This window comes from Candidatus Leptovillus gracilis, assembly GCA_016716065.1.
Lineage (GTDB): Bacteria > Chloroflexota > Anaerolineae > Promineifilales > Promineifilaceae > Leptovillus > Leptovillus gracilis.
Window position 1 is genome coordinate 938,715 of sequence record JADJXA010000002.1, and the last position, 20,793, is coordinate 959,507.

Below are 20,793 nucleotides of genomic sequence, written 5' to 3' on the forward strand. Positions count from 1 at the left end.
GTTGCTAAACGATGTCTGACGGAGTTGCCATGAAAAGTTTGTTGATTTTGCGCCACGCCAAGTCGAGTTGGGATAGCGCCTATCTAGCGGACCATGAACGGCCGTTAAACGAACGAGGGAAAGCCGACGCGCCGCGCATAGGGCGGCTGCTGCAATCCGAAGAACTGGTCCCCGACCTGATCATCTCGTCGTCGGCGGCGCGGGCGTTGGCTACGGCCAAATTGGTCGCCGGCAACTGCGATTATGAGAACGAAATTGTCGTAACGCGGGACTTTTATCATGCCGACCCGGAGATTTACCTGGAAGTCCTGGCCACCCTGGATGACCGTTACCAACGGGTGATGGTGGTGGGGCATAATCCGGGCATGGAAGAGCTGGTGGAAGAGCTAACCGGCGAGTTTGTCCGCATGGCGACGGCCGCGCTGGCCCACGTGGCCCTGCATGTCGATCGCTGGCAAGACGTAGCGCCTGAAGCGACGGTCGAATTGAAGGCTCAACTAAAAGCCACCTGGCTGCCTAAAGAGCTGTGAGAGGGGCGCGGTTGGCCTCTTTCTCCGCGTGCAGTTTGCTCAGGCTCTTGTGTTGGGCCACCCACAAACCCACCAGCCCAATTTTTAGCTCATACTGTGTCGTGACGCCGGCCGACGCTTCGGCCAGGATTTCCCGTTCTACCAGCGAATTGAGCGCTGTCGTCACTTCGGTCGGCGTCAGGTCAATGCCATACACCCCCAGGTAGTGCATCAGGTCTTCCGGGCGGAAGAGCATTTCCACGTCCATCAGATGGGCAACGGCCGTTAACACCGCCCGTTCCGCAAAACTAGAACGCTGCCACAAATAAGCAAAATGCACTTCCCCCAGGCGCATCATCTCATCCAGCGCCGCATTCACATCGGAAATGGTGATGTAACTGGCGCGGCGCGAATTGGCCTGCTTGACCAGCGTATAACAGACCAACTGCAAAAAATAGGGATGTCCGGCCGTTACCCGGCGGATTTTGTCCAGCGCCAGGTCGTCGTATACCAGATTGGGCGCCACTGGGTCGCAGATCAGATGCGTCATGGCCGTGTCGTTTAGAAAGCCAATTTTCTGATACAGGGCAATGTTAAACAAAACCGACCAATAATCGGCGCTCATCTCTTCCAGGTGGCGCGTGCCCACAAACACAAAACTCAAACCTTCGCTGTGCTGCATCAGATGGCGCATGTAGGTAAAAAAGGTCGGCGGCAGCAGCCCATCATTGACCAGATTCTCGAATGCTTCAAATTCGTCAAACACCAGCAGCAGCATGGTTCCCGGCGGCAGCAGCGCCTGCACCTCTGGCAAAAAACGGCGCTGAAAATGAATGGTCGGGTCGTCTTGCCAGACATGGGGTTCGGGTACGCTGATCTGGAGTTGGCGCGTCGCCAGGGCGTCGGCAATTTGCCAGGCCAATTCGTATAGGAATGCGGGCATCCCGGCGATGACGCCCAACGATTGGCAGTCCAGATATACGGGCAGCAAATGCTGCGGCAAATTTTGGCGCAGACGCAGCAGGAAGGAAGTTTTGCCGGTGCGCCGCTGACCGATCAGGATCAGCACGTTGCGCTGCGAGAACCGCCCGGCGTTTTCGGCGACAAAGGTGAACAGCTCTTCACGCCCAAAAAAAAGCAGGCTGTCGTGGCGCAGGGGCGTGCCCGGCAAGTAGGGGTTGGGGATGGCGCTGAAGCTGCGTTGGGGGATGATTAGCTGCACCATATCGGCGAAGGCGACTTGTTTGTCGCGCTTGTTGCGGTCGTTATAGGTGATGCTGAGGGCCAGGCGGAAGCGGTCTTTGACGCGCGGTTCCAGGTTGAAGCTGACCTGCCAGTTCTGGCCGGGCAGTAAATTGGAAATGAGGCGCGGGTCGCTCAGCACCTGATAGGCCGGATTTTCGTCTAACATGACCAGGATATTTTCGGCCGGGGCACGGCCGTTATTGCTGATTTGCAGGACGATGTCGGTACGGCCGTTAGGCGCCAGCCGCTTTGTTTTTAGCTGCACCGTCAGGTCGGCCTGCCCACGCAGCTCCTCAATCTCCGCGCTCAGCAGCCCAGACCAGCGCTTAACGATGGCCCGCGCCAGCATCCACTCGATGGTCGTCGAAAAATCAGGCAGCTGCTCACGCAGCAGCCCTACCAGCAAGTTGGCTTCATTCAGGTAAACCAGGCGGTCATCGCTGCGTTCCACCCGCTGGCTGTCGCGCAGGTTAGTCAGAATGGGCAGCAGGGCGTCCATCACCGGTGATGGACGCTTTGCTGTTTCCAGCACGTCGAGTAAGGCCACCAACTGCGGCTGTAACAGACTCAATTCGGTGATGGTGGGCGCATCTAACAACGCCTGACCGGTCTTAAAGGTGGCTGTCCAGCGCGCGCAGCACGCCCACGGGGGCGATTGTTGGGCAATGTCCTCCAGGGAGACGTTAATGAGCGACATGCCTGTTTGGGGACGGTTCGACAATAAGTACAGCCCTTCACTAAGACTGGTAAGCAGTGGGTTTTTGTCCTGGCGCGCCTGGTTAGACAAATTCAAAAGAAACTCGGTGGAATTGCTGTTGTGGGTGTACTGGTTTTCCAACAGCAGCAGGGTTTGGGTGGGCTGCTGCTGCAGCTGGCGGTAAAAGCGGCTGGCACGGGCAGCGGCCGTTTGTGATTGGCGTACTCCATAGAACAATATACCTCCGCTCAGGACAACGCCCAGCGCAACAAGACCCAAAGGGGATGCCGCTGGTGGGCTGCCGATGGCCGGCGGCGGCGACGCCGGTGGGGGTGTTAGAACGCCCACATGGTAGCCATCGTCGTATACCAGGCGGTACTGAACGCCAGTTTCTTTGCCCGGCGGGTCCACGCCTTGCCAGAACAATGTGCCGCTGCCGCTGACGCTCTGGGTGGTAACGGCCGTCCACTTATCATCAGCCGCGTTAAACAGCTCTAAACGCACGGCCACGTTGTCCCGTTCCACGTCTTGCACGGCGACGCTAAAGTTATACAACGTCTGCGATTGGTCTACGCGGGGATGGGTGAGCAATGGCGGCCGGTTTTCTTTGGCGCGGAAAAGCTGTACCAGGCCGTTTTCCGTCACCACCAGCAGGTCGGCGCTTTGTCGGCTGGCCGATTGCAGCGCTTTCAGGCTGTGGACGCCGCTGAGGACGTTGAGCCGTGTCGCAAGGGTGGGGTTGCCGGTGGTGGTATACAAGGAGATATTGCCGCTGCTGTCGCCCACGACAATTTCTGGCAAATCGTCGCTGTCTAAATCGCCCCAATGCAGCGCGGTGATACCCGGCAAATCGGGCAGCCGCCAGGCTATTTGCGGTGTGTCCGGGCTGAGCGCCAGGTACAGAAGCTCACCGGTGTTAGTGGCAATCAGCAGCGCTTCGCTGCTGGCCCCCACGCTTTCGTCGGTGTCTGGCGGGGGGATGGTGATGGGCAGACTGACAGACGGCCGTCTGGACAGATGAATGGGCCACTGAGCCAACGGAACGCCGCGCCAATCGAGGCCGCTGACGGTGTTATTTTGCCCTATGGCTATCAGGGCAGCGCCGACCGCCGGTGCTAGTGGATTGGCTGGATAAACCTGGCTGATATTGGCCGGATAAGCGGTGATAATGTCCGGAATCCGCCCTTCGCGCAGGCGATAGATAAGATTCTGACTGACGGCCAACAGCTCTGGCGCTTTCAAGTTGGGGTTGGTTTGCACAACAAATTGGTTCACCAGACCGTCTATGGCCGTAGACCATAAACGCTGCTCGTTCAGGTCGTAAATATAAACGCTGCCGGCGGCCGTGCCGATGATAATCTCCGGCGCATCGTCACCCTGGAGCTGGGCCACGAGAACGGCGGTTATCTCCGCCGGAACTTCGTGCTGCCACGTTTTGTCGCCGTTGGCCTGGCGCAGCTCAATCACCCCTTTGATGCGTTCCTGGCTGTTTAGGCCGGGCTGGCTGTCGTTGTGGATGACAACGATGAGCGGCGGCTCTCCATTGTTTTGCACGATGGCGTCCAGGTGGACGATCACCCCGCCCGGCTCGGCAATCCAGCGCAAAGAGCCATCGTTGTCCAGCCGGTGCAGACGGCCGTCACGCGCCCCAATAAAAATTTCATCGCTGCCGTCTTGGTCAAAATCCACCACCAACACAGCGCTGGGCGCGGCAAACAGCGCCGAATAATTCCATTCATTGGCGATGGTGCTGGCCCCGCTGCTCAACCCCAACAGCTCCACTGTGGCAAACCGGGCCAGCAGCACTTCACTTTGTCCATCGTGGTTTACGTCTACCAACTGCGTCAGGCCGGTGGTGTCTACAGCCGACAATTGGGTCAGGGCGCGCCCTTCCTGGTTCAGCAGCAGCACATCGGCCGGGCTGCTGCTCCTGTTTGCCCCTCCCAGAATAACCGACAACAGCGATTGGCCTTCCGCGGAAACGGTGGGCGACACCGATAGGGCAATGATGGGGCGATTGGCTTCAGGGGCCAGGCTGCGCGTCCAGAGGCGCTGCCCTTCGTCGGTGAAGGCGACCACTGTGCCGACTTCGGTACCGGCCAGCAGCACGGCCGTTTGCGGCAGGTTCATCGTCACCAGACTGGTGATCGGTTTGTTGAGCGTGCGCAGCCAGAGGCGCTGCCCAGCCTGGTTGTAGACCAGAATTTCGCCGCGCGAGGTGCTGGCGGCCACGTAGGGCACGCCGTTGAAGTGGATGGTGGTGAGCGCGGTGATGCGACCGGAGATGTTCTGCTCCCACATCAACTTGCCCTGTGCGTCTAACATGGTTAGTTGGCTGAAGCGGCGGGGGTTAAAGCTGCCCAGAATGATTTCCGAACGGCCGTCGCCGTTCATATCGGCTGCCAGGACATGGGGCGAAGCATCCAGCGATGGGTTGGTGTTGCGGGTGTAGCGCCACTGCATGTTGCCCAGGGCATCCCATACCTGCATCTGACCAGATTGCAAAACGACCAAAATATATTCGCTGGCGTCGCTTTGCGGGGTTTCGCCTAATGGCGCGGCGGTCGGCGGCGTATTGGGTGGCGTTTCCTCAGTTGATGCAGCGCCAGGTGACGAACTGTCTGCCGGGAGCCATTGCAGCGGTAGGATGGCCGCCGGGATGGCCGGATATTGCGCCTGCCAGACGCGGGCTGCTTCTTCGCCAGCGGCGGTGAACAGGGAGAGCGGCGGCGTGACGGCCGTCAGCTCCCTTTGCCATACCTCTGTGCCGGAATCGGACAGCAGAATCAGCCGGTTGGGTCCGCCCAAAACGATGGCTTTGTTGCGCCCGGCCTGGACTGCGCCAACGGCCGTTACGCTCCCCTGTGCCTCATACGTCCACTGCCGCGTGCCAGAGGCTTGCAGCAAGGTGGCGCGCCCTGTTTCATCTACAATGAGCAGCTCATCGCTGGCGTCGTTGTTCACGTCCAGCGGCCACAGATGGCTCAGGCGGGCAGAAGCGGCATACTGCCAATACGGCACGATCTCATCCTGCGTCTGCGCCGCCACAGTCGGCAAGCTGTGCCAGAGCAGGACCAGCAGCAAGAGGGGAACGGCCGTCAGCCAGCGCCGGGAAGACAAAACAGGCGGCAGCAGGAGGTTAATCCGGGGGGCGCAGCGCATAACCCACCCCTCGCTCGCTAATAATCCAGGCATCGTAGGGGGCAACGGCGCGGCGCAGGCGTTTGATGAGGGTCTTCAGGCGGTCTGGGTCATCTACCAGCACATCGCCCCAGACGGCCGTTTCCAGGCTGTCGCCATGCACCACCTGGCCGGGATGCTGGCACAAGCGGATCAAAACATTAAACTGCGACGTGGTTAGATTGATCTCCTGGCCGTCGGCCCATACCTGATGCCGCTGTTGGTCTATGACAAATGGCCCGGCCTGAATGAGGCCGCGCACCTCCTGACGGCGCACGTAGCGGCGCAGAATTTCGTTGGCATAACCATATTTGCCGTCCTGATGGACCAGCAAACATTGTTGTTCCAACAGGCGCAGGGTGTCTATGGAGCCATCGGCAATCGCCAGGACGTACTGCTCTTCGGTGGTCAGGTTTTGCCACAGATAGCCCAGGTGGGAGTCGGCTTCCATTTCAATGGAGGGGTCTAGCTGGCTGAGGGCTTCGGGTGATTCCAGGTTGGCGTCTTGCAGCGCGGCCTGGTAGGCGTGATAACCGGCAATGTGGAGGAAAAACGGATGTGGCCCTACCAGAAAGCGTAGATAATCGCGCAGCATGGGGCTAAAGGTAATGTCGGTGTTTGCCAACCGGGCGTCGAACAAGGTGCGCGCTTCGTCGTCGCTGTACAGCCCCAGCGGCAGGGTGACAAATATGTTAAAGAAGGGGGAACTGAGGATTTCTTCGGCGGCGGTGATGGCAAATAACGGCCGTTGACTGGCTGTCAGATAAGCCAGGCCGTATTTGGTCGTTAACCCACGCAGGCGGGCAAAGAAGTAGGGGGTCAGGTGTTCGTTGGCCGCCAGCAGCTCAAACTCATCTAATAAAAACACCACGTTGACCTGTTTCTGGCTGACCTGATACAGCGCCCGGTCCAGAGCGCGGTATGTGCCAGGGCCGTCGCCCATCTCATCCAGCTCGATGCCTGCTTCTCTGGCGGCGTGGTGCAGGCCGTTGAGCAGGGTCTCGTACACCTCTTCCGGCGGCGATCCGCCGAGTTCCTGGCAGTCGGTTAGAATCAGCCAGCTTTTGGCCGGGTCCAGGCTCCATTGGGCCTGTACCTCTGGGCGGCAAAGGTGGATGAGCAGCGAGCTTTTGCCAATACGGCGCGGGCCAATCAGCGAGACGCTCTGTCCGTTGCGCAGCAGACCTAAAATTTGTTCGACTTCGTTGTGACGGCCGTGAAAGTGGGCTGCCTGCCGGATTGCGCCACGATGGTAAAAGGGATTGACTGTACTCATGCATCCTATTTTAATGCGCTTCCCGCTTTTCGTAAAATGCGCTGGCGTTATCCGTTATCTGTCGTCCGTTATCCGTTTTTCTTCTCTGCGCTCTCTGTGTCTTGCGGTTAGTCGTTATGCTTGCGTCTTCAGGTAGCGGTAGATAACGCCCAACACCGTCGCCGGTTCCGCGTCGCGGTCCTTATTGAACTGGCGCGTCGCCCGGCTGCGGCTGAGGAAAAGGCTGCGTTTGGCGCGGGTAATGCCCACATAGAGCAGCCGCAGCCGCTCGCTGATAATTTCGATGTGAGCGCTCTCGGTGGCCGAACGGCCGTCATAAATCCCCGCGTCTCCGGCCATGCAATAACGCAGTTGGGCGACGGCTTCGGCCGTCGGGTCGCCGCCGAGAAAATCATGCACGCCCAGGAAAGGGGCCTCCAGACTGCCAGGAATCCAAAAGCCATCAATACCCACCAGAAACACCGCGTCCCATTCCAACCCTTTGGCGCTGTGCTGTGTGGTCAGGGTGATGCGGCCGGGGCTGGGTTCGTAGCCCATGTCGGTTGGCGCGGTGATGGGCAGGCCGCGCCGACCCTGCACCACATCCTCCAGTTGGGCCACCAGGTCAGGCAGCCGCCAATCTGGCTGCTCGTCGCGCCAGCGGCGCAAAATGGTGGCAATCTGGTAAGCAATCGCCAAATCTACTTCGTGAACATCGCCCCTGGCGAATAGTTCGTCGCCCAGGGAGAGGGCCAGATCGTCTATGGGCAGGGCGCGTAGGGCAAACATGCGTTGTAAGAAGGTGGCAAAGCGGGTAACGGCCGTCAGGTCATCTTCTGTGGCGACACCGGCCGGCAGGGCGCGGCCCACATCCTCGCCATCCCAGGGAAAGAGCAGCGCTTCCGGGCGGTGGACGCTGCGCAGGATGGTGTGCAGGCGGGGCAGGTCTTCCTCCGGGCATAAGGCGGCCGGGTGCTGGAGTTCGTGCAGGCTGGCGTGGGCGGCCAGCAGCGCTTTGGTACTCAGGGGTTCGGCCAGCACGGCCAGGATGGCGTGCATGGCGGCGGCGATTTCTCGTTCGTGGCCGCCGCCGCGCAGCAGGTTGTCGTAGTCGGCGTCCAGTTCGTCCAGGTGGTCGGCCAGGGTGTAGCCGGTCTGATTGGTGGGGACCAGGACGGCCAGGGTGTGGTCGGGGTGTTCCTGGGCGTAGCGCAGCGCTTTTTGGGCGACGGCCGGCAGCTCTTCGTCTTCGCGGTGTTTGTAAACCTTCAACTCGATGTGGGCTTCGCTGTCCGGCGGATTGGGTTGGGCGTCGCCGGGCGGTGTGGGCAAGATGTCTTGCCGCCGGAAGGTGTGGGCGCGCACTTCGTCCACCGGATGATGGTCCAGCACCCAATGGAGCATGGCATTGGCCGCGCCCATGATCAGCGGGGCGCAGCGGCCGCTGTTGGGCAGCGGCCGGGCAACGACGTCTGGCCGGTCTATGAAGGCGTTGAAGAAGCGGGGGTGGGCGGCGGTGAAGGTGCTGGTGATGGCCTGGTTGGGGTCGCCGACGCGCACCCAGTTGCCCTGCGGCCCGGTGAGCAAGTTGAGCAGCACTTCTTGCAGCGGCACGCTGTCTTGGGCTTCATCTTCCAAGACGTAGGGCCAGCGGCGGCGCAGTTCGTCGGCGAAGTGAGGGCGGTGCTGCAGCAAATCGGCCGCCTGCCAGATGAGGTCATCAAAGTCCAACGCCCCTTGGCGGGTGATGAGAGTTTGGTAACGGCCGTAAATCCCGGCCATCATGAAGAGTAGGGGAGAGGGGGAGACTGGGAGACTGGGAGAGGGGGAGAGGCGGGACAAGATGTCTTCCGGGTGGTAGCGTTCGTTTTTGGCGGCGCGGATGAAGGCGCGGGCGGTGCGTTCGGTGACGTCGCGCCAGCGGGCGCGCATTTGTGGTGTGTCTTCATCGAGGAAGGCATACCACTGGTCGGGATAGCTCTCGATCCATTGGTTGACCGCCTGGGCCAGGGCGCTGCCGCTGCGCACGTCGTCTAAGACCTCCGGGCCGGGGTTCTCTTGCCCCAGGCCGCTTTCGGCCAGGCGCACGATTTCCAGGGCCAGGCTGTGCAGGGTGCGCACGTCGAAGCCGGTGGGTGGCAGCTCTATCTCATCCAGCCGTTTGCGGATGCGCGCGCGGAAGGTGTCGACGCTGCTGTTGAGGTAGGTGACGATGAGGACCTGCTGCCCGGCGCTGGCGGTGATACGGCCGTCGGCGATGATTTGCGCCGCCAACAGGGAGAGGGTGAAGGTTTTGCCGCTGCCAGGGACGGCGCTGATGGCCAGACGGCCGTTCTGGTAAGTTAGAATATCGGCTTGGGCGGGACGTAAGTTCATCATGTCAGATTTGCCATTGGGTGTGTTTCATTTCAGTGATGTCTTGGGTTGGGGCGGGATGGTATTCGCCGCAGCGGACGGCATTTTCTCCGCGCCATCTCGTCCAACAAACACCTATGCCGGGCAAAGAAGAGGGCGACACAGGCGGGGGCGAGGTATTGGTGATTGGCAAAGATGTCGTCCCGCCTGTCTCGCCCCTACCTGCTCAACTCATTTGAAACACATCCCATCGAGAATTGCTGCTTCCATTAGCAACGTTTACCACTTGCTGTTTGTTCGTATTATAATGCCACTTCTTTGCGAACGCATGGCTAAGGAACGAGATTTAAATAATTTACACGTTTAGATTGGACAAATCTCCTGAGATTTGTCCAATCTTCTGTATTTGGTGGATGTGGCATACTATGAAAGGATTTCAAAGCGTATTGGCATTTAGCGGCATGGCGCTGCTTTTGTGGGGTGGATTGGCGTTGGCTCGTCCGGCGAACGCTCAGTCTGGCGTGGCGGCAACGGCAACGGCCGTCCCCCCGGACAATCGCTTCGGCGTCGTCGAAGCCTTCTGGGAACCGGCCGAAGCCGCCGATTTACAAGTGGGCTGGGACCGCATCCTCTTTCTATGGCATGAGATTCAGCCCACCGGGCCGGATGATTGGAACACCCTGCACGTGTTGGAAGAGTGGCTGGTGGATGCGCAAGAGAACGGCCGTACCGTTGTTGGCCTGCTCAAAAGCACGCCCCCCTGGGCGGCCGATGGCGAAGCCTACGCCGGCGTGCCGCGCGGCCTCGATTTGCCCATAGACGACCCCGACAACCTGTGGGCCAACTACGTGCGCCGCGTCGCCGACTATTACGGGCCGCTGGGCGTCCACAACTGGATTGTGTGGAACGAGCCAGACATCCCCGCCGATGCTTACGGCCACGAGTTTGGCGGCAGCATGGCCGACTATTATCGCCTGCTGCAAGTGACCTATCTGGTGATGAAAGAGGCCGACCCGGAAGCTGTCATCCACCTGGGAGCGCTGACCTATTGGCACGACCCTTCTTTTTTGCGCCGATTTTTGACGATGGTGGCGGCTGATCCAACGGCCGCAGCCAACAATTACTACTTCGACATCTTAACGCTGCACATCTACTTTCGGCCGCAGACCATCACCACCCTCATTGAAGAAGCCTATGACATTCAGGCCGGGCTGGGCATAGACCCGCCCAAACCGGTGTGGATGAACGAGACCAACGCCCGCCCCAGCCTGGACCCGGCGTGGCCGGTGGAGGTTGTGCGCTTCTTTGTGGATTTAGAGCAGCAGGCGTGGTACACGCCGCAGGCGTTTGGCCTGGCGTTTGCCGCCGGGGCCGAGCGGGCCGGCTTTTATAAGTTGATTGATATTCACCTGCCGCCGGGCGGTGAATCGTGGGGGCTGCTGCGGCCGGATAAGAGCCAGCGTCCCGCTTACCGCGCCTATCAGGTGATGGTGCAGGAGTTGGGCGGCTTTGTCGGCCCGGTGACGATGCAGGCGGCGGGCGGCGGCAGCGGTTATTTCCAGGTGGCGTTTCCCATGCCCGATGGGCTGGTGCGGCTGCTGTGGGCCAAGGGGCCAACGGCCGTCACCGTCAACATCCCGGCGCAGGCCGACAAGGCGGAGTTGGTGGGGCATATGGGGCATCGGCTGGGGGTAACGGCCGTAGATGGGGCCTACACCTTCACATTGGAAGGCGGCAAATGTTATCGCAGCGAGTGCGACATCGGCGGCCCGCCGGTTTATCTGGTGGAGCGCGACCAGCGCGCGCCCATCACCAATGTTCCGGCGTTGACCGCGCCGCTGGCGCTGGCGACAATTACGCCGACGCCGTTGGTGAGCAGTACGCCGACGCCGGTGGATACGCCCTCGCCCACGCCCAGCAGCACGCCAACGCTTACGCCGCTGCCGAGCGAGACGCCGACGCCCACGGCGACCCAAACGCCGCTGCCCACCCAGACGGCTGCGCCGGCGGCGACGGCGACAGAAATAATGGCAACGGCCGTACCTGCCCCATCGGCTGCGCCAACGGCCGTGCCTGGTGTGTCGTCATACTGGTTCTTTGCGGCGGCGCTGGGGGTGCTGGTTTTGCTGTGGGGTGTTGTATGGTGGCAGCGCCGCGCCAGTTAGCGCAGGCGCTAAAAAGGGCCGCTGGATTTCTATCCAGCGGCCCTTTTTTATTGAAGATGGTGGGAGGAGGGGAGACGGCCGTTGTTACGGTTGATACACAATGGTTAATTTCGGCCGTCGCGAGGCAGTACCAGTTTCGGTCGGGTAAAAGTTAATGTAATCATTGCCATTATCACTGTCTGAGGCAGTTGAGAAATAAAGGCGGAGTTGTGTATGCCCGGCGCCCGTGTTGTTAATTGCGCCTATGCCGCCACTGACCAATGTGCAGGTTGCCGCCGCGTTATTACTATTCGCCGCTGACAGGGTACACACGTTGGTTACTGCGGCCGCTGCCTGGAAATCCTCTGCTTGCAGCGCTAGATTGTCGAAAAAGCCGGCAAGAGGGGCCACATCTACCCGTATGCTGCCCAAACTATACGGCGTGCCACTGGTGCCCCTACGGGTGACGCTTAACTGCGCGCTTATAATGGTCGCTCCGGCGGGAATACCCGACATATCAAAGCTCAAAATACCTTTGAACTGCCGATTGCTGCTGTCATCACCCACCCGTATATCGGTGCTGTTATTGGTAACTGGGCCGCCGGTCGTGTTGGTGTTATTTGTCGCTCTTATATACCCATCATTGGTGGCATTGCCTGTGATTTCGATTGTTACCGGCGCGGCCGTGGGCGTGCTGGTGGGTGTTGACGTACTCGTGGGGGTATTTGTCGCTGTGCTGGTCGGCGTGCTGGTCGGCGTGTTGGTCGCTGTGCTAGTTGGCGTGTTCGTGGGCGTGTTCGTTGGTGTATTGGTAACCGTATTGGTTGGCGTGTTTGTGGCCGTGCCCGTCGCCGTGCTTGTCGGTGTGTTGGTGGATGTGGGCGTTTGCGTCGGTGTGTTCGTAACGGTTGGCGTGTTGGTTTGGGTGGGAGTTTGGGTGATGGTGGGCGTGGCCGTATATGTGCCCGGCCCGTTGGTTGGCGTGGCGGTGGGTGGCGGGGTGTAAGAGATGAGCGACGGTGGTCCCACCGGCGCCTGGCGCACCAACCGCGAAAACACGCCCTGAATTTGTGGCCCCAACAGGGTGATGATAGCAAAAACGACCAGACCGGCCAGTGAGAGCAGTATCGCGTACTCAGTCAGACCCTGCCCACGATCCCTATTTCGTCCTGACGACTTCTGGTTTGATTTGGACTTGCAATGATTATCCATGAGATTACACCTGATTGAATGAATTCTGCCGTAAGTGTAAAAAATTGTACGATGATTGCCTATGCCCCATTTGTCCCCTAGGAAGGTGGTCTTTGGGTCTTTCGGATCTCGTGGGGTACAAGACCCGCCCCTACATCTGGTGTCTACCCCGTGAAATCCTGAAGAACCGAATCTTTTAGACCCTGAGGGTTTCTGAAACCCTCAGGGTCTTTTGTCCAAAACTTAACGGATGAGATAGGGCAAACCTTTGAGACGAATTTGCCAGCCGTAGGTGTCGTCCTGGCCGCCTTTGTAGCGGGCTACCAGCCGACCGCCAAAAAATGGCGTACACACTGCTTTGTTCGTCGGGCTGGCGCTGCACAGCGCCGGGTCGTAGGTAGGCACCATAATTTTGTAAGGTGGGTCTATCCACACATTCTGGCAGGCGCCAATGCGGCAACGGCCGTTGGTCGGATAATTCACCGGGTCATGGTCCGGGTCTTGGGTTGGATTGCTGGTGGCCGAAAAAGTCAGGCTCCAATCCGCCTCAGAGACAGAGTCAAAGAAGAAGACCACCGGCGGCTGTGCGCCCGAATCTGAATCGAACAGGCTGACGCTGATCTCCTGCCCGGCATATTCCGCCGGCACGTAAATCAATGGAATATCCACCGGCGCCGTATAGTTGGAGTTCATGGGCAAATTGCCTAACCCAAATACTGTCACCCCTCTGGAGCTATGTGAGCCAGGATTGTTAATAACCTGCACATTGCGCGAGTTCACATTGCTAGAAATGGTATTAACATAGTCGGGAGGGCCGGCCCAAATCTCGAACCCGTTTTCCGAGGAACCGGTGATGGCTGTGACGTCCAGGTAAATATAGCGGTAGCCTGTGTCTGGGTCGCGCAAAATGTTGACGAGATCGTTGCTGATGCTGATCTCAAAACTGCCATAATCACCAGCCGTCGAACCAGGACCAGTTGTGGGCACGTTGGCCGGTTGATCATAAATCATCTGCGCGCCAGGAGATACCCAGTGCATGTCGGTCAGGTGTCCGCCATTGTCCCGAACCCCATCCCCGGTCTGACCGGTGTAACGCGCCAGATCGGTTTTGATAATCGTTCCATCGGAGATGTTTTCCCGGTAATAAAACAGTTCGTAAGTGGTTTGGGTGTTCACCGCGGCAGAGTAAGCACCGCCGGCGCCGCAGTCAGAACGGGGCCGACGATTTTCATCAATGCGGACAAACCACCAGGGGTTGACCATGTCCAGGGGCAGCCCCAATTGAGCGACTTCGCCTGTGTTAATCAGACAGGGGTTTTGTTGAATACTGCTACAAGTCAGATTTTCGACGGCCGGTCTTCCTGAATCTATCCATACTTGTGTATGGGACACATCGGCGCGGTAGCTGCTGCCATTGTTGTTGGGCTTATTGATGGAATCGGGATCGAACAACTCGACCCGCACAATATCACTGGGGTAATCGGCGGGGATGAGAATGCGGTATTCGTAAGAATAGAGACCATTGTACTTGGCCGATTCACTGAGCGGCGTCCAGTTGGGCAGATCAGGTGAAAACGGGTCGCCATTGGCGCTGCAAATCTTCGGCCCAAACACAGCCTGATTCGACGTAGAAAGAGCGCCATCTTCAACGCGGCGGCTGGCATAGACATCGGTGATAGGAAAATAAGCGGCCGCAGCCGACACCATCACATCGAAGTTATCCAGGCCAATGACCGAGAGGAAATAAAGGTCAACCGGCCAGGTTGCCGTCAGAGAGTATTGGTACGCCCCCAGTTCATTGATTTCGGCGCCGCTGACAAAAGTGATAGGCGCCGGGGACGGGGCGGTGGCCAATGAACTCCTCAGGGGCAGGTTGGAATTCAGGAATTGGGCGGATTTATCGTCGGCCCGGCTAAGCAAGCTTAACGATTCCACTTCGGTAACGGCCGCTAACACGGCCGAATCTACCGCTTTGCTCAACTGTGACCGCCGGGCAAAAATCAGACCCACGTCCACGGCGATGCCCACAAAGGCCAAAATACCAATCATCATCAGGGCGACCAGGACGATGCTTTGTCCTTCCTCTTTACCAATCCGTTTTTTGTTACTGCGTTTTTCTTGCTCATTCATAATTTCACCTTGTTCTGCGAACGTCGGTTGTTCCGTTTGTGCGCTTCTTTGCAACTACAGCAATCAGCTTGTAAGGCGATTGTCCAAACCGCCCACAAAACGATTTTTCAAATCGTTTTACAACCGCGCGTGACGAATGGCGCTACGATTGACCACAAGATCGATCCCAGCGGATAAACTCCAACAGCAGCCAGTTTTCGGTCAGGCTGTAGCCTCTGATCCGGTAGATAGCAAAGCCATCCACCTGGTAAAAGGGTACGCCGCCGATATATTGTTCCGCCGTATTGTTCAGCACCAGCAGGCGCAGCGTCCGACGGTTGGTGATGTGATTTTGTAAGGGGGTGGTAATGCCATTTAAGTTGCTGATATCGCCGTTTACCGCCACGCGGTCAGCAATGTGGATGGCTCTATCTGTGGGATCGCCCACTTCCACGAAACCGCGCACGACATGGCCGATGCCGGGAATGGGCACGCCGGGGTCGTTGTAATTGGTGTAATTGGCTATGTTGCCCGGCCAGACCAGGCTGTTGCTCAGGGTGGTGTTGCCAGAGGCGATGCCGCTGTTCCATTTAGGAAAGACAAGCTGCAGCGGGTCCATGTCGTACAAGAAGACGGTCCCTTCGGTAGCGTCGGACAGGGCGATGTTGGGACGATGTTGGGTGAAGCTGGCGTAAGTGGGTTTGGGGACGGGGTACGTCATGTTGTTGAAGGCAGTGGTATATTCTGCCTGCGTGATCGAGCGGATGCCATTGCTGACGGCCAGGGGGAAAACGGCCGTGCAGCCATTGGTCTGATCTATGTTGGTCAGGCTGGCGCGGCGCATAACGCCGAAGCCCTGCACGGAATTGATGCCCGCCAGTCCGGGCAAGGCGTTGAGGCCGAGAATGGAGTCAATGTCGTGAATGACGTAGACGCCGACAACTTCTAGCCCGGCGGCCAGGGCCTGAGATTGCACTCCCTGCCGGTTGCCTTGCAGTTCGGCGATCATCTCGGCTTTCAGGCAGTCGGTGGTGCAAGAAGCCTCTATCCGGGCCAAGACATCGGTGTAGACTCGTGTTTGCCCCAGGCCAAAATGCACCACTTCCCAACTGGCGTTGTCGAAGGCAGTCCCCTGGTTGTTGATACGGCCGCGAATGGTGAAGATGTCCCACACCCCTTCGCTGAGGTCCAGGGTTTGGGTGACCGAGTTGAGGGCGATGATATGCACGTCCACGCCACCATCGGAGGCGAAACGGGCGGCGGCGCGCGCGGCCGTTTCGATGCGGTTTTTGGTGATCAATAAATTGCTCACCTCGACTGTGCCGGCGATCAGCACCAGCAGGATGGGTAGGACCAGAGCCAGTTCCACCAGGCTTTGTCCTCTTTTGCTAAAGGTTGAGGGGTGGTGAGATTGTTTGTTCATATCTTTGCCTTCTATAACTCACGGTTTTTGTACAATTTCTAATACTTCCCCGGAGGTTGCGTCTAATCGCATGGCGACAAAATCGTCTGATTGGTCATCGAATAAGGAGACGAGCCATTCCATACGGCCGTTATCCGTCACAGTATTCAGCGACAGGGTAATAGATGTGTCGCCGCGGCCGTTCAGGAAAGCGGCGCCGCCGTTGTCTAGCAGTTGGCTGACGGCCGTTGGGCTGTCTATGCGCCAACCACCACTGATGTCCATGGGCGTCAGCGGCACATCTGTCTGGCTAACCAGCGGTGGACTGGGTTTGTTTTCCACGACGGTGATTTGGGCGACGGCCGTTTCCCCTGGCGAGTAATAGGTAAATGCCCAGGAAGAGGCGCCGCTGATGTAAGCACGGCCGTCAAGCGCCGACCAGGTGGCCGTCGCCTTCAGCAGTTGGGCGTCGGGCTGCCAGGCGGCTGCCTGGTTGTTGGCCGCCGCCAGGGCCGCCAGCGCTGTTTGCCCGCCGGTTGTCGCCCCCGGCACTGGCTGGATGGTGGTATTGGTTGGCGACGGCCGTAACCACAGCGTAAATGCCAGCCCGGCCACAAACACCAGCAGCACCACCAATAACCCACCTAAAATCCATTCAAATCGGCTCATAGCTCGCTTCTTATTTACGTATTATCGGCAGTAACAGCGTAGCCGGACAGCTAACAGACGCCCGCCGATGAAAAATTTCGTGCGTCGTATCGCTGCTAATCCGATCAAACACCAGGTGCATCCATCCCTGGCTGATGGTCATGGCCGGTTTGATAAACCGGTAATCCGGGTTGTTTTCAATGATGTAAGGCAGAGAACCGCTCGCCCAACCATCGCAGCTTTGTATCCCCTGAATCACCTCATTGGGATTTAGTAGGGTCGTGACAATACCGCTGAAAGTGATATACGCGGCTCCCCGCTGGCTGTCAACGGCCAGGGCCGCCACCACTTCAGACGGATCGCTGCCGTTCACTTCCACCAGAGCGCCGGAAATGGTGCGGAAATCGCTGCTGTCTAATGTATCGCAGGGCATGGCACAGGTGGCGTAAAAAATGTCTTGTTTGTCATTGGCGGTCGGGTCTGGGATGTCTATTTTGCGCGTGTAGGCGATATGCAGGTTGTTCCCGGATGCGCCCATGACGGCGTGGGCGGCGATGGGCATGTCGGCTGGCGACAGCGGCCAGTTCTGAATCTGCGGATTCCAGACCGGCGCCGCCGGCGTGCCGCTGACTGTGCCGCGCGAAAAAACAACCTCTTGCTCGTCACCGAAGGTTCCGGCGTCATTAGACCAGGCCAGATAGAGACGGTCGTTACGGTCCACCACCACCGCCGGTTCGCTGGAGTCGCCGCCCGGCACGTTTTCCACGCTGATCGGCGTAGACCAACTGCTGGACCCGCTTGTCAGATAGGCATAATGCACCCGCGCCGGCTGTTCTTGCACCCACACCAGATGCAGCGTGTTCCGTTGATCGAGAAAAACACTGGGATCGATAATCTCATAAGATGTGGTGATAATCACCGGGCTTGTCCAATTGTTGCTGCCTGTTTTGCTGGCAAACACCAGCCGATTTAGCTGCGGCGTAATTTTTTCGACCCATATGGCAAACGCTTTGTTGCTGCCATCAAAGGCCCCAATGACCTGGGCCGAGACATCTATGGAAGCATTTATTTTGGTCGCCGGCGGCCAGGTCTGTCCCTGGTTGGTGGAGATGGTGTAATAGGGGTCATCATCGTTTTCATTGATGTAAACCACCAGGACGCGCGAGCCATCCGGCGACGCGGCGATGCGCGGCTTGCGCCCATCCTGCCCGGTTCCCGAAAGGAGCGTGGCGTTTCCCCAAACCGGGTTGGCTTCGGGCGCGGCAGGCACGGCCGTTGTCGTCCGATAGGTGGTCAATACGGCCACCAACAGCCCCAACGCCAAAACGATTGGCCATGCCGGTACTCTAAACTTCGCCTGGTTTATCAAGAGACTTTTCCTCATCTTAGGGTTCATATGTTTTTAACTTGGTGAGATTGGACCAATCTGGAAACTCCAAAGTTAATTGCAAATGAACCCTTAGTAATCGTCTAAGAATAACTTCCTGTTTTTTAGATTGGACCAATCTCCAAGATTGGTCCAATCTGGGCCATGTAATTTCTAACGGATTACCGAATACGGTACTAATTGGCCGAGCAAACAAACGACAAATTCATATTCACTCTGGCAAATGTATATGGCGGCGTGACGCCCGGCCGCTCACCGGCATAGTACAACTCCGGGTGATCCGGCGTTGCCGTGCGTGGCAGACAGGCAATCACGGTATACGTGGACCCCAATGGCACGTTGGCGAATTGGTAATAGCCGATGCCATTGGTAGAGGTGGCGGCAATCAACTGCGCCGTCGTGTCGTTTTTCAGCCAGACGATGGCCCGATGTTGCGGCACATAATCCTGCCCCACAAACGAACGCACAATGCCGCTAATGATCTGGTTGCCATTGGGCGTCGGTGTTGGCTGCCGCGTCGAGGGGATGACCGACACATCTAGCGGACCCACGATGTTGTTCGTTTCGCTGGACTCACCGTTGGCCCGCAAAGAATCCACCATGCTGTACACTTGCCGGTCTGTCGCGCCACCGGTAAACCCGTTGAAGGAAGTGATGTTGAGAACGGCCGTTCCCCCACCCGCCAGCGCATCCACCGCAATATAAGCCGGGTTGTCGCCAATGGGAATATATTCGGGGTACACGGTCGGTGGGTCAATAAACACATCCACAAAGAACTGATTGTTGACATCCACTTCACCGGTATTGGTGATGACCACCTGGAAATCCACCGGCAAATATTCCACAATTGGCGGTGTGCTGACAATCACCAACTCGCCAATGACCAGATCGGCCGGCACAGGTGTGGGTGTTGGCGGCACCAGAACCGGCGTCGGCGTCACGTTCAGGCAGGGCACAAAAAAGGATTTTGTGTTAGAAGCGCCCACTTTTTGCGCCAGGATAGTATAAGTATTGCCGTTGGCAATGCTTTGCGTCCAGGAAACCGTAAATGTGCCTTCCGAATCAGCGGCGATTGTCTGAATCAACTGCGAATTCATGAAGACGGAAACAGATGCACCGGCTCCCCAGTTATAACCAAACACCTGCACGGGGATTGCCCCTCCGTCTGGCACGACGGCACAAGAATTGGGGATAACCTGAATAAAAGGCGTGTTCGGCGTGGCTGTAATGGTAGGTGTATTGGTGGGCGTGGGGCCAACGGTTGCTGTTGCTGTATTAGTAGGCGTAGGCGTGGGTGTGTCCGGGTCGGCCTGGACGATGATGGTCGCCGAACTGCCATCCGGGTGGCGCACTTCCACCACGTGGCCGCCGCTGATGCTGCCTAAAGGCAGCACCGTCGAGCCAAACCCATCGCAGGCGTGGATATTGCCGGTATCGGGGACCATCACGGCCGTACCAATAACTACGTTCGGATTCACCGTCAGGTTATAAAACGATACGGTATAAGGCACACCGCCGTTGGCATACAAGCCGGTGACGTTCGCCAACCGCACGGTAGCTACCAGACTAGACACGTACCGGACGGGACATGCTTCTACGGTGGCCGTGGCCGTGGGCGTGGCTGTTTGCGTCGAGGTGCTGGTGGCTCCCGGCGTCGGTGTGGGTGTATGCGATGGCGTTACGCCAGGGGTTGGCAGCGGCGGGATGGGTGGTGGCACGCCGGCGCTTTGCCCAGTTCCCCCCAACTGCCCAAACGGTTCATTGTACAACACCGTCTGCCCAAACACGGGGATGGACGGCAGGATAGGGCTGAAAAACGGCGTGATAATTGGCACGCGATAGGTCACGCGCACGATCACCGGTTGGTTGGGCGCGCCGGCATATGGTTCCGGCCCAATCGGCGGCGCCAGGTTGGTCCCGCGGATTTGCCCCACCCGATCCACGCCAAACACCTCGATGTTGTAAAATTCCATGTCTTCAAACACGGCCGTTGTACTCTCGTTCAGCGGCAAACCGGCCAGACTGTCATGAGCGGCTCTAATTACCGAAGCGGGGCGGCGTAATTCAACGTTTGGACACAGATTGGCGTATTTGGCAATGCCGCTGGTGGAGCAGGTGGGGTCAAAATTGCCGGTAACGGCGTAACGGGCGCCAGCGCGCGCCGCCGCCTGTACAGTCCCCCAGGCCCATAAAATGCGCGCCGCCTCAATGATCAAAAAAATGAGCATGAGGAACCCGGCGGCAATCACCGCAAATTCAACAAGAGCCTGGCCTCTAAAACGTGGGTGTTTGTGTCTTTTAATCATAGGGTTTCCATTTTTGGCGCGAATGTGGGCATTGTGAGTGCAGCAGAGTTGTTCGCTACCATGATAATATATGAATTCAGTCTGATAACCAGTGTTGTTGAATAGATAATTTTTCCTATTTGCTGGATGCGTGTTAGATTTAAGCTATTAAATAACTTCACCTGAATACTATCTTAACAAGTCACTGTCGCTTGTGTGTTGATCTGGCGTTGATCAAGCGTTTATTTGTAGAGTTTGGGTAAATCGCCACATGACAAAAGTACTAAACCTATCGGTCATGGGACCGATCCATATCAGCCAGGATGCCCTGCCGCTGCATGAACTGGTCTCGGTGAAGGCGCAGGCGTTGCTCTGTTACCTGGCGG

11 protein-coding genes are annotated in these 20,793 nt (G+C 58.2%); 2 read left to right on the forward strand and 9 right to left on the reverse strand.

Translation table 11 applies throughout. The features are described 5' to 3' along the window. Positions 1-29 precede the first annotated feature (29 nt). Positions 30-530 carry a histidine phosphatase family protein gene (locus IPM39_08435; protein ID MBK8986095.1) on the forward strand — a complete coding sequence of 167 codons (501 nt, stop codon included), beginning with the start codon at positions 30-32 and terminating at the stop codon, positions 528-530. Here IPM39_08435 and IPM39_08440 read toward each other — a convergent pair. The 3 genes from IPM39_08440 to IPM39_08450 form a co-directional block, all read right to left on the reverse strand. Next, the gene (locus tag IPM39_08440) at positions 517-5,613 is read right to left on the reverse strand and encodes a PQQ-binding-like beta-propeller repeat protein (protein MBK8986096.1); all 5,097 of its coding nucleotides are present in this window, start codon (positions 5,611-5,613) and stop codon (positions 517-519) included. The genes IPM39_08435 and IPM39_08440 overlap by 14 nt on opposite strands. Next, complete coding sequence (locus IPM39_08445) at positions 5,591-6,907, reverse strand: winged helix-turn-helix domain-containing protein (protein MBK8986097.1); 1,317 nt, start codon at positions 6,905-6,907, stop codon at positions 5,591-5,593. Before IPM39_08445 ends, IPM39_08440 begins: the two co-directional genes overlap by 23 nt. A gap of 114 nt (positions 6,908-7,021) precedes the next feature. Continuing rightward, entirely contained in the window at positions 7,022-9,265 is a 2,244-nt protein-coding gene (locus IPM39_08450; protein ID MBK8986098.1) for an ATP-dependent helicase, read from the reverse strand. Between the two features lie 401 nt (positions 9,266-9,666). On the opposite strand from IPM39_08450, the gene IPM39_08455 reads away from it, so the two are divergent. Next, positions 9,667-11,406 (forward strand): hypothetical protein, encoded by a 1,740-nt coding sequence (locus IPM39_08455; protein MBK8986099.1) that lies wholly within the window; start codon positions 9,667-9,669, stop codon positions 11,404-11,406. An 84-nt stretch (positions 11,407-11,490) separates the two neighbouring features. Here IPM39_08455 and IPM39_08460 read toward each other — a convergent pair whose 3' ends face one another. The 6 genes from IPM39_08460 to IPM39_08485 all read right to left on the reverse strand — a co-directional run bounded on the left by IPM39_08460 (position 11,491) and on the right by IPM39_08485 (position 20,428). Next, positions 11,491-12,597 (reverse strand): DNRLRE domain-containing protein, encoded by a 1,107-nt coding sequence (locus tag IPM39_08460; GenBank protein MBK8986100.1) that lies wholly within the window; start codon positions 12,595-12,597, stop codon positions 11,491-11,493. Between the two features lie 222 nt (positions 12,598-12,819). After that, positions 12,820-14,706, reverse strand: a complete 1,887-nt coding sequence (locus tag IPM39_08465) for a Tad domain-containing protein (protein MBK8986101.1) — start codon at positions 14,704-14,706, stop codon at positions 12,820-12,822. Between the two features lie 142 nt (positions 14,707-14,848). Beyond that, on the reverse strand, positions 14,849-16,108 hold the full coding sequence (locus IPM39_08470) for a pilus assembly protein (GenBank protein ID MBK8986102.1): 1,260 nt from the start codon (positions 16,106-16,108) through the stop codon (positions 14,849-14,851). A gap of 18 nt (positions 16,109-16,126) precedes the next feature. Next, positions 16,127-16,756 carry a hypothetical protein gene (locus tag IPM39_08475; GenBank protein MBK8986103.1) on the reverse strand — a complete coding sequence of 210 codons (630 nt, stop codon included), beginning with the start codon at positions 16,754-16,756 and terminating at the stop codon, positions 16,127-16,129. A 10-nt stretch (positions 16,757-16,766) separates the two neighbouring features. Further along, positions 16,767-18,104, reverse strand: coding sequence for a hypothetical protein (locus tag IPM39_08480; GenBank protein MBK8986104.1), 1,338 nt, complete (start codon positions 18,102-18,104; stop codon positions 16,767-16,769). A 194-nt stretch (positions 18,105-18,298) separates the two neighbouring features. After that, the gene (locus IPM39_08485; GenBank protein ID MBK8986105.1) at positions 18,299-20,428 is read right to left on the reverse strand and encodes a pilus assembly protein; all 2,130 of its coding nucleotides are present in this window, start codon (positions 20,426-20,428) and stop codon (positions 18,299-18,301) included. Positions 20,429-20,793 lie beyond the last annotated feature (365 nt).